Annotated in this window: 11 protein-coding genes; 3 read left to right on the top strand and 8 right to left on the bottom strand. The window is 70.4% G+C overall.

What is annotated here, in order from left to right; translation table 11 throughout:
• Positions 1-37 precede the first annotated feature (37 nt).
• Positions 38-817 carry a transcriptional regulator gene (locus QI633_RS15245; protein WP_141798422.1) on the top strand — a complete coding sequence of 260 codons (780 nt, stop codon included), beginning with the start codon at positions 38-40 and terminating at the stop codon, positions 815-817.
• Positions 818-820: 3 nt separating this feature from the next.
• Here QI633_RS15245 and pyk read toward each other — a convergent pair whose 3' ends face one another.
• The 8 genes from pyk to trpC form a co-directional block, all read right to left on the bottom strand.
• Positions 821-2,287 carry a pyruvate kinase gene (pyk, locus tag QI633_RS15250; RefSeq protein ID WP_141798421.1) on the bottom strand — a complete coding sequence of 489 codons (1,467 nt, stop codon included), beginning with the start codon at positions 2,285-2,287 and terminating at the stop codon, positions 821-823.
• 87 nt (positions 2,288-2,374) lie between these two features.
• Entirely contained in the window at positions 2,375-3,844 is a 1,470-nt protein-coding gene (locus QI633_RS15255; RefSeq protein WP_141798420.1) for a glutamate synthase subunit beta, read from the bottom strand.
• Positions 3,837-8,393, bottom strand: a complete 4,557-nt coding sequence (gene gltB / locus QI633_RS15260; RefSeq protein WP_282426267.1) for a glutamate synthase large subunit — start codon at positions 8,391-8,393, stop codon at positions 3,837-3,839. The genes QI633_RS15255 and gltB overlap by 8 nt, the downstream gene beginning before the upstream one ends.
• Before the next feature lie 148 nt (positions 8,394-8,541).
• Complete coding sequence (gene lgt, locus QI633_RS15265) at positions 8,542-9,510, bottom strand: prolipoprotein diacylglyceryl transferase (RefSeq protein WP_282426268.1); 969 nt, start codon at positions 9,508-9,510, stop codon at positions 8,542-8,544.
• A 30-nt stretch (positions 9,511-9,540) separates the two neighbouring features.
• A complete protein-coding gene (locus tag QI633_RS15270) occupies positions 9,541-10,134 on the bottom strand; it encodes an SCO family protein (RefSeq protein WP_260805934.1) in 594 nt (197 codons plus the stop codon).
• The gene (gene trpA / locus QI633_RS15275; RefSeq protein ID WP_282426269.1) at positions 10,127-10,939 is read right to left on the bottom strand and encodes a tryptophan synthase subunit alpha; all 813 of its coding nucleotides are present in this window, start codon (positions 10,937-10,939) and stop codon (positions 10,127-10,129) included. Before trpA ends, QI633_RS15270 begins: the two co-directional genes overlap by 8 nt.
• Positions 10,936-12,222 carry a tryptophan synthase subunit beta gene (trpB, locus tag QI633_RS15280; protein WP_282426270.1) on the bottom strand — a complete coding sequence of 429 codons (1,287 nt, stop codon included), beginning with the start codon at positions 12,220-12,222 and terminating at the stop codon, positions 10,936-10,938. The genes trpA and trpB overlap by 4 nt, the downstream gene beginning before the upstream one ends.
• Positions 12,219-13,043: an indole-3-glycerol phosphate synthase TrpC gene (gene trpC, locus QI633_RS15285; protein ID WP_141798414.1), complete on the bottom strand. Its 825-nt coding sequence runs from the start codon at positions 13,041-13,043 to the stop codon at positions 12,219-12,221. The genes trpB and trpC overlap by 4 nt, the downstream gene beginning before the upstream one ends.
• A gap of 200 nt (positions 13,044-13,243) precedes the next feature.
• Here trpC and QI633_RS15290 point away from each other — a divergent pair, with 200 nt between their 5' ends.
• Both QI633_RS15290 and QI633_RS15295 read left to right on the top strand, forming a co-directional pair.
• On the top strand, positions 13,244-13,576 hold the full coding sequence (locus QI633_RS15290; RefSeq protein WP_186348228.1) for a DUF4190 domain-containing protein: 333 nt from the start codon (positions 13,244-13,246) through the stop codon (positions 13,574-13,576).
• Positions 13,577-13,658: 82 nt separating this feature from the next.
• A complete protein-coding gene (locus QI633_RS15295; RefSeq protein WP_141798413.1) occupies positions 13,659-14,018 on the top strand; it encodes a DUF4190 domain-containing protein in 360 nt (119 codons plus the stop codon).
• Positions 14,019-14,027: the final 9 nt, after the last annotated feature.

Genomic DNA, 14,027 nt, shown 5'->3' on the forward strand with positions numbered 1-14,027 from the left:
GATGAGTTTCTGCCGGACCACCGAGGCACCCTGTGCCATGGTCCACGTCCGCCCCGCTGAGGTCGTCGACAGCGCTCTGCGCGACTCCGATGCCGGGATGTCGGACGCCGAGAACGCAGCCAAGCATGGCGTCGCCATCAAGACGATCCGTCGCTGGCGGCGCCTCTACCAACGTCGCGGTCAGGCACGCGGACAGGCACACACCTCGGTTCCGTGTCCCCGCTGCACCGACGCCGAACTCGACCATGGCTCATACGCAGAGCTCCTTGGGTGGTACCTCGGCGACGGGCACATCTCGCGCGGCCGGGGCGCCGTCTGGAACCTGCACGTCTTCAACGACGAGAAGTACGTCGTCGACAACGCGCGCCTGATCGACCTGATGACGCGGGTGAAGCCCGGTGGTCGCCCGCACACCCGGATGGCACCGGGCTGCGTGATCACGACCGTGTCCTGGCAACACTGGACGTGCCTGTTTCCGCAACACGGACCGGGCCGGAAGCACGAGCGACCGATCGTGCTGGAGGACTGGCAGCGCGCGATCGTCGAGGACAACCCCGGCCCGTTCCTACGTGGACTGTTCCACTCCGACGGCTGCCGAGCCAACAACTGGACGCGCCGGATGGTCGCGGGTCGGCCGAAGATCTACCGCTACCCACGGTGGCAGTTCTGCAATGCCTCCCAGGACATCCGCGAGCTCTGCTGCTGGGCTCTCGACCTGGTCGAGATCCCATGGCGCCAGTCCAACACCCGGGTGATCAGCGTGTCCCGCCGCGACGCGGTTGCACGGCTGGACGCGCTGGTCGGGCTGAAGACCTGAGGATCAGCGGCTGCGCCGGTACGCGGGGGCGACCTCATTGATCGCGTCGCCCATCCGGTGCACGCGCAGCGCGTTGGTCGAGCCCGGGATCCCCGGGGGGCTGCCGGCGACGATCACGACCCGGTCACCCTCCTTGACCCGGCCGATGCGGAGCAGCTCCTCGTCGACCTGGCGGACCATCTCGTCGGTGTGCTCGACGGTGGAGGTCTGGAAGGCCTCGACGCCCCAGCTGACGGCGAGCTGCGAGCGGGAGCGGGCCTCGGGTGTGAAGGCGAGGACGGGGATCGGACTGCGCAGGCGGGCCAGGCGGCGGGCGGAGTCGCCGGACTGGGTGAAGGCGACGACGTACTTGGCGCCGACGCGCTGGGCGACCTCCTCGGCGGCCTTGGTGATCACGCCGGAGGTGGTGTGGGGGTCCCACTCGATGCGGCCGAAGCGGCTGAAGCTCTCGTCGACGAGGGCGTGCTCCTCGGTGGCGGTGATGATCCGGGCCATCGTCTCGACCGTGTGGACGGGGTGCTCCCCCACGCTGGTCTCGCCGGAGAGCATCACGGCGTCCGCGCCGTCGAGCACGGCGTTCGCGACGTCGCTCGCCTCCGCGCGGGTCGGGGCGGGGTTGGTGACCATCGACTCGAGCATCTGGGTGGCGACGATGACCGGCTTCGCGTTGCGGCGGGCGGCGACGATGATCTTCTTCTGCAAGAAGGGCACCTCCTCCAGCGGGCACTCCACGCCGAGGTCGCCGCGGGCGACCATGAACGCGTCGAAGGCGTCGACGACCTCGTCGAGGTTCTCGATGGCCTGCGGCTTCTCGATCTTCGCGATGACGGGGACCACGATCCCCTCCTCGCGCATGATCGTGCGCACGTCCTCGGCGTCGGCGGCGTTGCGCACGAAGCTGAGGGCGATGAAGTCGACGCCGAGGCGCAGGGCGAAGCGCAGGTCCTCGGTGTCCTTGTCCGACAGCGCCGGCACGGAGACCGCGACACCGGGAAGGTTGATGCCCTTGTTGTTGCTCACCTTGCCGGCGACCAGGACCTCGGTGACCACGTCGGTCCCGTCGACGACCTCGACGACGCGGAGACGGACCTTGCCGTCGTCGATGAGCAGCGGGTCGCCGGGCGCGACGTCGCCGGGGAGGCCCTTGTACGTCGTACCGCAGATCTCGGCGTCGCCCTCGACGTCGCGCGTGGTGATGACCCAGCGCTGCCCTCGCTTGAGCTGGACCGGCCCGTCGGCGAAGCGCTCGAGGCGGATCTTCGGGCCCTGCAGGTCGGCGAGGATGCCGACGCCGTGGCCGGAGGCGTCCGACGCCTCCCGGACCAGGCGATAGGCCTCGGCGTGCTGCTCGTGGCTGCCGTGGCTCATGTTGAGACGGGCGACGTCCATGCCGGCATACACGAGCTCGCGGATCCTCCGCTCCGAGCTGGTGGCCGGACCCAGGGTGCACACGATCTTGGCTCTCCGCACCCTCAGAGCCTATCGGGCAATTGGAACGTCAAAAACGCCGACCCGGCTCATCCCGAGAGGTTTCGGGATGAGCCGGGTCGTTGTCCGTCAGACCACCAGCGGACGCGCGGTCGGCGGGATCGGCGCGGGCAGCTGGGTGCTGCCGGTCAGGAAGGTGTCCACACCGGCGGCCGCGGCCCGGCCCTCGGCGATCGCCCACACGATGAGCGACTGGCCGCGGCCGGCGTCGCCTGCGACGAAGACGCCCTCGACGTTGGTCGCATAGCTGTTGTCGCGCTTGATGTTGCCGCGCTCGTCGAGCTCCAGGCCGAGCTGCTCGACCAGGCCGGGCTGCTCGGGACCGAGGAAGCCCATCGCGAAGAGGACCAGGTCGGCCGGGATCTCCCGCTCGGTGCCCTCGTGCTCGACCAGCTTGCCGCCCTCGAAGGACACCTCGACCAGGCGCAGCGCCCGGACGTTGCCGTCCTCGTCGCCGAGGAACTCCTGGGTCGACACGGCGTACACCCGCTCGCCACCCTCCTCGTGAGCGGAGGAGACCCGATAGGTCATCGGGTACGTCGGCCACGGCTGCCCGTTCGGGCGGTCCTCCGTCGGCTGGGGCATGATCTCCAGCTGCGTGATCGAGGCCGCACCCTGGCGGATCGAGGTGCCGAGGCAGTCGGCGCCCGTGTCACCGCCACCGATGATGACGACGTGCTTGCCGTCGGCGCGGATCTGGTCCTCGACCGTCTCCCCCAGGGCGACCCGGTTGGCCTGCGGCAGGAACTCCATCGCCTGGTGGATGCCCTTGAGCTCGCGGCCCGGGACCGGGAGGTCGCGCGGGACGGTGGAGCCGACGGCCAGGACGACGGCGTCGAAGCGGTCCTTGAGCGCGTCACCGGTGAGCTTGCCGGTGCCGACCTCGACGCCGGAGCGGAAGACCGTGCCCTCGCGGCGCATCTGGTCGAGCCGGCGCTCGAGGTGCTTCTTCTCCATCTTGAACTCGGGGATGCCGTAGCGCAGCAGGCCACCGGGCTGGTCGGCCCGCTCGTAGACGGCCACGGTGTGGCCGGCCCGGGTGAGCTGCTGGGCGGCGGCCAGGCCCGCGGGACCGGAGCCGATGACGGCGACGGTCTTGCCGGTCAGCCACTCGGGCGGCTGCGGCCGCACGAAGCCCGACTCGTAGGCCCGGTCGATGATCGAGACCTCGATGTTCTTGATGGTGACCGCGGGCTGGTTGATGCCGAGGACGCACGCCGTCTCGCAGGGAGCCGGACAGAGGCGACCGGTGAACTCCGGGAAGTTGTTGGTCGCGTGCAGGCGCTCGATGGCACCGTCCCAGTCGTCGCGCCAGACCAGGTCGTTCCACTCCGGGATGATGTTGCCCAGGGGGCAGCCGGAGTGGCAGAACGGGATCCCGCAGTCCATGCAGCGGCTGGCCTGGACGTTGATGATCGGCAGCAGCGCACGACCGATCCCACCCGGGTAGACCTCGTTCCAGTCGTGGACCCGCTCCTCGACCGGACGACGCCCGGCCACCTCACGGGTGTTCTTCAAGAACCCCTTCGGGTCAGCCATGGAGCACCTCCATAATCCGGTTGGCGGCGGCGTCGGCGTCGAGGCCCTCGGCCTCGGCGTCGGCCTGGACCGCCAGTACCTTCGCGTAGTCGCGCGGCATGACCTCGGTGAACCGCGGCAGTGCGGCCTCCCAGTCGGCCAGCAGCGCCTCGGCGACCTCGGAGCCGGTCTCCTCGAAGTGGGCGCGGACGATCTGCTGGAGCTCCGCGGCGTAGGCCTCGGAGACCGGACGCAGGTCGACCAGCTCGGCGTTGACCCGGAAGTCCTTGAGATCCAGGACCCAGGCGATGCCGCCCGACATGCCGGCCGCGAAGTTGCGGCCCGTCTTGCCGAGGACGACGACGCGGCCACCCGTCATGTACTCGCAGCCGTGGTCGCCCACGCCCTCGGTCACGATGGTGGCGCCCGAGTTGCGCACGCAGCACCGCTCTCCCACGCCACCGCGGATGAAGATCTCACCCGACGTCGCGCCGTAGGCGATGGTGTTGCCGGCGATGATGTGCTCCTCGGCGCGGAAGGTGGCGTTCCGGTCGGGCCGGATCGCGATCCGGCCGCCCGAGAGGCCCTTGCCGACGTAGTCGTTGGCGTCGCCCTCGAGGCGCAGCGTGATGCCGCGAGGCACGAACGCGCCGAAGGACTGGCCGGCCGAGCCGACGAACGTCAGGTCGATCGTCCCGTCGGGCAGGCCCTCGCCGCCGTACTTCTTGGTGACCTCGTGGCCGAGGATCGTGCCGACCGTGCGGTTGACGTTGCGGATCGAGAGCTGGGCCCGGACGGGCTCGCCGCTCTCGATCGCCGCCGCCGCCAGGGGCAGGATCTCGGTGACGTCGAGCGACCTCTCCAGGCCGTGCTCCTGACCGCCGGTGTTGCGCAGGTCCTGGTCGGGGAAGTGCGTCTCGGCGATCTCGACCTTGTGCAGGATCGGCGCGAGGTCGAGACCCTTCGCCTTCCAGTGCCGCTCGGCGTCGACGGTGTCGAGCACCTCGACCTGGCCGATGGCCTCCTCGATCGACCGGAAACCCAGCTGCGCGAGCAGCTCACGGACCTCCTCGGCGATGAACTCGAAGAAGTTGACGACGTACTCGGCCTTGCCGCTGAACCGCGAGCGCAGGGTCGGGTTCTGGGTCGCCACGCCCACCGGGCAGGTGTCGAGGTGGCAGACCCGCATCAGGATGCACCCCGAGACCACCAGCGGGGCGGTCGCGAAGCCGAACTCCTCGGCACCGAGCAGCGCCGCGATGACCACGTCGCGACCGGTCTTGAGCTGGCCGTCGGTCTGGACGACGATCCGGTCGCGCAGGCCGTTGAGCAGCAGCGTCTGCTGGGTCTCGGCCAGGCCGAGCTCCCAGGGACCACCGGCGTGCTTGAGCGAGGTCAGCGGGGACGCGCCCGTGCCGCCGTCGTGCCCGGAGATGAGTACGACGTCCGCGTGCGCCTTGGACACACCGGCCGCGACCGTGCCGACGCCGACCTCGGAGACCAGCTTCACGTGGACGCGGGCCGACGGGTTGGCGTTCTTGAGGTCGTGGATCAGCTGGGCCAGGTCCTCGATCGAGTAGATGTCGTGGTGCGGCGGCGGGCTGATCAGGCCGACGCCCGGCGTGGAGTGCCGGGTCTTGGCCACCCACGGGTAGACCTTGTTGCCGGGCAGCTGGCCGCCCTCACCGGGCTTCGCGCCCTGCGCCATCTTGATCTGGATGTCGTCGGCGTTGGTGAGGTACTCCGAGGTGACGCCGAAGCGGCCCGAGGCGACCTGCTTGATGGAGCTGCGACGCTCGGGGTCGTGCAGCCGCTCGGAGTCCTCGCCGCCCTCGCCGGTGTTGGACTTCGCGCCCAGCCGGTTCATGGCGATGGCCAGCGTCTCGTGCGCCTCGCGCGAGATCGAGCCGTAGGACATGGCACCGGTCGAGAACCGCTTGACGATGTCGGCCACCGGCTCGACCTCGTCGATGGAGATCGGGGTGCGGCCGAACGCGCCGGCGTCCTTGAACTTGAACAGCCCGCGCAGCGTCATCAGCTTCTCGGACTGGTCGTCGACGGCCTGCGTGTACTGCTTGAAGATGTCGTAGCGGCCGGTCCGCGTGGAGTGCTGCAGGCGGAACACCGTCTCCGGGTTGAAGAGGTGCGGCTCGCCCTCGCGACGCCACTGGTACTCGCCACCGATCTCGAGCTCGCGGTGCGCGGGCGCGATGCCGGCCGGCGGGTACGCCTTGGCGTGCCGCGCTGCGACCTCCTGGGCGACGACCTCGAGCTCGACACCGCCGAGCTTGGAGGTGGTGCCGGTGAAGTACTTGTCGACGACCGACTGCGAGAGGCCGACGCACTCGAAGATCTGCGCACCGGTGTACGACGCCACGGTGCTCACGCCGATCTTGGACATCACCTTCACGACGCCCTTGCCGAGCGCCTTGACGAGGTTGTTGACCGCCACCTCGGGCTCGGCCTTGACGTAGTAGCGCTCGCGGGCGAGGTCCTCGACGCTCTCCATGGCGAGGTACGGGTTGACCGCCGCCGCGCCGTAGCCGACGAGGAGCGCCACGTGGTGCACCTCGCGGACGTCGCCGGCCTCGACGAGCAGGCCGACCTGGGTGCGGGTCTTCTCGCGCACCAGGTGGTGGTGGACCGCACCGGTGAGCAGCAGCGACGGGATCGGCGCGAGGTCGGCCGTCGCGTGCCGGTCCGAGAGCACGATGATCCGCGCGCCGGACTCGATCGCGGCCGACACCTCCTGGCAGATCTCGTCGAGCCGGGCCGCCATCGCGGCGCCGCCGCCGTTGACGTCGTACAGACCGCGGGCCACGTGGGTCTGGAACCCGGGGTGGTCGCCGTCGCGGTTGATGTGGCGGATCTTCACCAGGTCGTCGTTGGAGATGACCGGGAAGGGGACCACGATCTGGCGGCAGGACGCCGGGCCGGGCTCGAGCAGGTTGGCCTCGGGGCCGATGGTGCCGTTGAGCGAGGTGACGAGCTCCTCGCGGATGGCGTCCAGCGGCGGGTTGGTGACCTGCGCGAACAGCTGGCTGAAGTAGTCGAACAGCAGCCGGGGCTTGTCGCTGAGCGCCGCGATGGGCGTGTCGGTGCCCATCGAGCCGAGCGGCTCGCCGCCGGTGTTGGCCATCGGCGTGAGGATGACCCGCAGCTCCTCCTCGGTGTAGCCGAAGATCTGCTGGCGACGCGTGACCGAGGCGTGGGTGTGCACGATGTGCTCACGCTCGGGGATGTCGTCGAGGTGGATGATCCCGCCGTGCAGCCACTCGCCGTACGGGTGCTCCGTGGCGAGCTGGTCCTTGATCTCCTCGTCCTCGATGATCCGGTGCTCCTCGGTGTCGACCAGGAACATCCGGCCCGGCTGCAGGCGGCCCTTGCGGACCACGGTGGCCGGGTCGAGGTCGAGTACGCCGACCTCGGAGGCGAGGACGACCAGGCCGTCGTCGGTGACCCAGAAGCGCGAGGGACGCAGGCCGTTGCGGTCGAGGACCGCGCCGATCTGGGTGCCGTCGGTGAACACGACGCACGCCGGGCCGTCCCACGGCTCCATGGTGGCTGAGTGGAAGCGGTAGAAGTCGCGCCGCTTCGCGTCCATCTCGCTGTGGTTCTCCCACGCCTCCGGGATCATCATCAGCACCGCGTGCGGCAGGCTGCGACCACCCATGTGGAGGAGCTCGAGGACCTCGTCGAAGGAGGCCGAGTCCGACGCACCGGGCGTGCAGATCGGGAACAGCCGCTCCAGGTCGCCGGGGATGGCCTCGGAGGCCAGCAGCGCCTCGCGGGCGCGCATCCAGTTGCGGTTGCCCATCACGGTGTTGATCTCGCCGTTGTGGGCGATGAACCGGAACGGGTGCGACAGCGGCCAGCTCGGGAAGGTGTTCGTCGAGAACCGCGAGTGCACCACGCCGATGGCCGAGGCCATCCGCTCGTCGCGCAGGTCGGGGAAGAAGTTGTCGAGCTGGTCGGTCGTCAGCATGCCCTTGTAGGCCAGCGTGCGCGACGACAGCGACGGGAAGTAGACGTCGGTCTCGCGCTCGGCGCGCTTGCGCAGGCAGAAGGCGAGGCGCTCGAGGTCCATGCCGTTGAGGGCGCCGCCCGGCGCCTGCACGAACAGCTGCGTGAAGGTCGGCATGACGCTGACCGCCATCGTCCCGAGGATGTCGGGGTTGACCGGGACCTCGCGCCAGCCGAGGACGACCAGGCCCTCCTCGGCGGCGATCTCCTCGATCCGGGTCCGGGTCTTGGCGACCTGGCCCTCGTCACCGGGCAGGAAGGCAGTGCCCACGGCGTACGTGCCGGCGACCGGCAGGGTGATCCCCGCATCGGCGGCGACCGCGCGCAGGAACGCGTCGGGCACCTGCATCAGGATCCCGGCACCGTCACCGGAGTTGGCCTCGGCGCCGGCGGCACCGCGGTGGTCGAGGTTGCGAAGAGCCGTGAGCGCCTTCGCCACGATGTCGTGGCTGGCCTCCCCGGTCAGCGTCGCGACGAAGGCGACGCCACAGGCGTCCTTCTCGTGGCGCGGGTCGTAGAGACCCTGCGGCGGTGGGAACGAGTGCATGGAAGGCACCAAGGTTCTCCCGTCGGCTACGTCTGCGTCCCGGTCGAGCCCGTGGGCCGGTGAGGGACTAACAGAAGGTGGGGCGCAAGGGACGGCACTGGCCCACGCGGCGGAGCCCTCAGGTTAGCAGCATGTCAACTGCGTGTGTTCAATCGTTTTCGTCCGTGGATGCGTCGCCGGTCACATCGGCCGCGGGCTCGTCCTCGGCGGCCGGGCCGCGCCCGTCGACGTACACCTGCTCCTCGCGCCCGGGCCGGTTGCGCGTCGCCCACACGAAGTAGGCGGCCGCCGCGATGAACAGCACGATCGAGGTCCACACGTTGAACCGCAGGCCGTAGACGTTCTCGAGCTGGACGTTGTCGACGCGGAGGTACTCGATCCAGCCGCGGCCCAGGGTGTAGGCCATGACGTAGACCGCCATCACCCGGCCGTGGCCCAGGCGGAAGCGGCGCTCGAGCCAGATGATGAGCGCGAACGCGGCCAGGTTCCACAGGCACTCGTAGAGGAAGGTCGGGTGGAAGACGACCCCGTCGGGGTAGGGACCGCCGAGCGCGACGCCGCAGTTCGCCCCGCTGGTCTGCACGCCGTCGACCAGGCACTGCCAGTGCTTCTGCTGGATCTCCAGGCCCCACGGCAGGTCGGTGGGCCGGCCGTAGAGCTCCTGGTTGAACCAGTTGCCCCAGCGGCCGATCGCCTGCGCGACCAGGACCCCGGGCGCGAGCGCGTCGAGCAGCGGCAGCACCTTGATGCCGCGGCGGCGGGCGCCGATCCAGGCACCGAGGGCGCCGAGGGCGACGCCGCCCCAGATGCCGAGGCCGCCCTCCCAGACGTAGAGCGCCTTGACCGGCTCGCCGCCGGAGCCGAAGTACTTCTCCCAGTCGGTCGCGACGTGGTAGAGACGGGCGCCGACGAGGCCGAACGGGACCGCCCAGATCGCGACGTCCTGGACCTCGCCGAACGTGCCGCCGCGGGCCTGCCAGCGCTTCTCGCCGATCCAGATCGCCACGACGATGCCGAGGATGATGCACAGGGCGTAGCCGCGGAGCGGGAACGGCCCGAGGTGCCACACGCCCTGCGACGGGCTGGGGATCGTGGCAGCGATGAGGGCGGGAAGCACGGCGACTCCTGGTCGTGTCCTGGTCGTGTGTCAGTCGTCGGTGAGCAGCGTGTGGATGTCCGAGGCGAACTCCGCGCTCGAGGTCTCCTGGCTCCACAGCGCGACGGCCTGATGGCTGCTGTCGATGGCGAAGGTGCTGGTGGTGTGGCCGCCCAGGTCGTAGCCGCCGGTGGGCAGCTTCTTCCCGTCGCTGACGTAGACGTGAAGTGAGTTGCCGATCTCGATGATGGTGTCGAGGTCGCCGGTGACGCCGATGAAGTCCTTGTCGTAGCGGTCCAGGTAGGTCCGCAGCGTCTTCTCGTCGTCGCGGGCCGGGTCGGTGGTCACGAACACCACGTCGACCTCCTTGCGGTCCGCGGAGTCGAGCCGGTTCATCGCCGCGGCCAGGTTGTTCATGACCATCGGGCAGTAGTCGGGGCAGCTGGTGTAGCCGAAGAACACCAGGGTGAGCGGCTTCGTGGTGTCCTTGCCGAGGGAGTACGACGACCCGCCGGTGTCGGTCAGCGCGATGTCGGAGGCCTTGTAGGGGTTGGTCAGCCGGCTTCCGGTGAAGGTGTCGGACTCGCCGCTGCAGGCCGACAGCGCCAGGCCGAGCAGGACGACGAGGGCTGCGAGCCTACGCACGGACACCTCCTGCGAGCTCCTCGGTGAGCGTTGCCAGGGCGGCCAGGCCCGCGGCCCGGTCGCGGGGGTGGTCGAGCAGGGTGCGGACGAAGGCGGAGCCGACGATCACCCCGTCGGCGTACGACGCCAGGTCGGCCGCCTGGGCGCCCGTGCTGACCCCGACGCCCACGCCGACCGGGAGGTCGGCCCCCTGCTTCGGGCTCAGGGCCTTGGTGCGCGCGATCAGTGGGGCCACGCCCGCGGCGGTGGCCTGCTTGGTGCCGGTGACGCCCATGACGCCGGTGGCGTAGACGAAGCCGCGGGAGGCCGCGGTGGTCAGCGCGATCCGCTCGTCGGTCGACGACGGGGAGACCAGGAAGACCTTGTCGAGGTCGCGGGCATCGGCGGCGGCGATCCACTCGGGCGCGTAGTCCGGCGTGAGGTCGGGCGTGATCAGGCCCGCTCCCCCGGCGTCGGCGAGGTCCTGTGAGAACCGCTCCACGCCGTACCTCTCCACCGGGTTCCAGTAGGTCATCACCAGGGTGGGCGTGCCGGTGGCGGCGACCGCCTCGACGACCCGCAGCACGTCGCTCGTGCGGATGCCGGCGTCGAGGGCCTGCTGCGCGGCGGCCTGGATGATCGGGCCGTCCATGACCGGGTCGCTGTAGGGCAGGCCGATCTCGATCACGTCGCAGCCGGCCGCGACCATCGTCCTCAGCGCGGCGATGCTGCCCTCGACGTCGGGGAAGCCGGCCGGCAGGTAGCCGACGAGCGTCGCCCGAGCCTCGGCCCGCGCCTTCTCGAACGCGGTGCTGGTGGTGCTCACTCGCTCTCCCCCGACTCCAGGCCCGACTCCAGGCCCGACTTCTGGCCCGACTTCTGGCCCGACTTCTGGCCCGACTTCTCGCCCGCCTCGCCGAGGTGGAACCAGTCCATGGCCGTGCCCATGTCCTTGTCGCCACGACCGGACAGGTTGACCAGGATCGTCTGGCCGGGACGCTCCTCGGCGACCCGCAGGGCGCCGGCGACGGCATGGGCGGACTCGATGGCCGGGATGATCCCCTCGGTGCGGGCGAGCAGCGCCATCGCGTCCATGGCCTCGGTGTCGGTGACGGGCAGGTACGTCGCCCGTCCGGACGCCGAGAGCGCGGAGTGCTGCGGCCCGACGCCCGGGTAGTCGAGGCCGGCGGAGATCGAGTGGGACTCGATGGTCTGGCCGTCCTCGTCCTGCAGGACGAAGGTGCGCGCACCGTGGAGGACGCCGATGGTGCCGGCGAAGATGGTCGCCGCGTGGCGCCCGGTCTCGACGCCGTCACCGCCCGCCTCGAAGCCGTAGATCGCGACCTCCGGGTCGTCGACGAAGCCGGCGAACAGGCCGATCGCGTTGGACCCGCCGCCCACGCAGGCGGCGACCGCGTCCGGCAGGGCGCCGTACTGGTCGAGGCACTGCCGGCGCGCCTCGTCGCCGATCCCGCGCACGAAGCTGAGCACCAGGCTGGGGAACGGGTGCGGGCCGGCGGCCGTGCCGAACAGGTAGGCCGTCTCGTCGACACTGGCGACCCAGTCGCGCAACGCCTCGTTGATGGCGTCCTTGAGCGTGCGCGAGCCGCTCCGGACCGGGACCACCTCGGCGCCGAGCAGCTGCATCCGGGCCACGTTGAGGGCCTGCCGCTCGGTGTCGACCTCGCCCATGTAGACGGTGCAGTCGAGCCCGAGGTACGCCGCGGCGGTGGCCGAGGCGACGCCGTGCTGGCCGGCGCCGGTCTCGGCGATCACGCGGGTCTTGCCCATCCGCTTGGTGAGCAGCGCCTGGCCGAGCACGTTGCGGATCTTGTGGGCGCCGGTGTGGTTGAGGTCCTCGCGCTTGAGCAGGATCCGGGCACCGGCGGCCTCGGAGAGCCGGGTGGCGTCGTACAGCATGCTCGGGACGCCGGCGTAGTCGGTGAGCAGTCGGTCGAACTCGCCCGTGAACGCGGGGTCGGCCATGGCATCGCGCCACGCCACGTCGAGCTCGTCGAGCGCTGCCATCAGCGCCTCCGGCATGAAGCGGCCGCCGAATGCGCCCGTCCCCCCGAACCAGCCGAACGCGTCGGCATCGAACTTGCTCATCCAGCCCTCTGATCCATTGTTTTCAGGCCCGTCATTGCTGCGACCGCCTGGCGCGGTGCGCCGTCCTTCACGAGCGCCTCGCCGACGAGCACCGCACGGGCGCCCTCGCCGACGAACCGCTCGACGTCCTCGGGTCCGAAGATGCCGGACTCGGCGACCTTGACCCGGTCGTCCGGGATGAGGGGCGCGAGCCGGCCGAAGACGTCGAGGTCGACCTCGAGCGTCTTGAGGTTGCGCGCGTTGACGCCGACCAGCTCGGCGCCGACCTCGACCGCACGGGCGGTCTCCTCCTCGTCGTGGACCTCCATCAGCACGGTGAGGCCGAGCTCGCGGGCGTAGTCGTGGAGGCGGCGCAGCCGCTCGCCCGGCAGCGAGACCACCATGAGCAGCGCCAGGTCGGCGCCGGCGGCCCGGGCCTCGAGGAGCTGATACTCGGTGACGATGAAGTCCTTGCGCAGCAGCGGAGTGTCGACACTGGCGCGGACCGCGCGCAGGTCGTCGAGGCTGCCTCCGAAGCGTCGCTGCTCGGTCAGCACGCTGATCGCGGCCGCGCCGCCGGCGGCGTACTCGCTCGCGAGGGCGGACGGGTCGGGGATGTCGGCCAGGGCGCCCTTGCTCGGGCTCCGGCGCTTCACCTCGGCGATCACGCTCGAGCCGGGTGCGCGCAGGTGCGGCATCGGGTCGCGCGGCGGGTCGACGTCGGCGAGCGCGGCCCGCAGGTCCGCCTCCGAGGTCACCGCCTGGCGGGCGGCGAGGTCCTCGAGCACTCCGGCGACGATCCCGTCCAGCACCGTGGGCTGGGAGGCCTGGGGGGCCGACATCTGACGCCTCCGTGACGTTTCTGTGGTGGGCTCTGGTTCACCGCGCAGGTTTGGTGGGCGGCTCGCGCTGGGGAAGGTCCGACGGCACCGACACACCGACGCGTGGTGTCGAGTGTGGCACGCGGCCGTTAGGGTTCCACACACCGCCCGGAACTCGGTCGGGCCGCACGACACCTGCACACCTGAGAAGGGACCTCATCGTGAGCTACAACGAGCCGCCGAACTACGGCACCCCGCCCCCGCCGCCCGCTGGTGGCTACGGATACGGCGGTCCCGTCGGTGGAGGAGACCACCCGCAGGGCACGACGATCCTGATCCTCGGCATCCTGAGCATCGTCTGCTGCGGAATCTTCACCGGCATCCCGGCGATCATCATGGGCAAGAAGGCCCTCGACGAGAGCAAGACTGCCAACTACTCCAACGCGGGCGTCATCAAGGCCGGTTGGATCTGCGGCATCATCGGCACCGTCTGGTCCGCGATCGGCATCGTGATCTACGCGATCATCTTCATCGCCGCGCTCTCCTCCAGCTGAGCCGCGCCGAGACCACCGAACGCCCCCTGACCGCTGCGGCGGCAGGGGGCGTTTGTCACCCGACCCGCACCGAAGGACCGCTGTGAGCGCGAACGAGCCCCCTCCCCCGTACGGCGCAGCGCCGCCGGGCCCCTACCCGCCCTACGGCTACGGTCCGCCGCGGCAGCAGTCCGGTCTCGCCGTCGCGTCGATGGTGACCGGCATCGTCGGCGTGGTTCTCGGGTTCTGCGGCTTCTTCGGCTTCTTCGGGTTCGTCGGCCTGATCGGGATCGCGGGCATCATCTGCGGGGTGCTCGCGAAGACGGACATCCGCCGCTCGGGAGGCGCGAAGACCGGTGACGGCATGGCGCTGGCCGGCATCATCACCGGCGCCATCGGCGCGGCGATCGGCGTCGCGAACATCGCGCTGATCGTGTTCGTGGTGAGCAGCTACAGCGTCTAGCCCCGGGTG

It is taken from the genome of Nocardioides sp. QY071 (genome assembly GCF_029961765.1).
Lineage (GTDB): Bacteria > Actinomycetota > Actinomycetes > Propionibacteriales > Nocardioidaceae > Nocardioides.

What these genes read in the sequence shown, in the direction of transcription:
- QI633_RS15245 (WP_141798422.1), top strand. Translation starts at nt 38, where the DNA reads ATGGTCCACGTCCGCCCCGCTGAGGTCGTCGACAGCGCTCTGCGCGAC.
- trpB (WP_282426270.1), bottom strand. Translation starts at nt 12,222, where the DNA reads ATGAGCAAGTTCGATGCCGACGCGTTCGGCTGGTTCGGGGGGACGGGC.
- QI633_RS15255 (WP_141798420.1), bottom strand. Translation starts at nt 3,844, where the DNA reads ATGGCTGACCCGAAGGGGTTCTTGAAGAACACCCGTGAGGTGGCCGGG.
- trpC (WP_141798414.1), bottom strand. Translation starts at nt 13,043, where the DNA reads ATGTCGGCCCCCCAGGCCTCCCAGCCCACGGTGCTGGACGGGATCGTC.
- gltB (WP_282426267.1), bottom strand. Translation starts at nt 8,393, where the DNA reads ATGCACTCGTTCCCACCGCCGCAGGGTCTCTACGACCCGCGCCACGAG.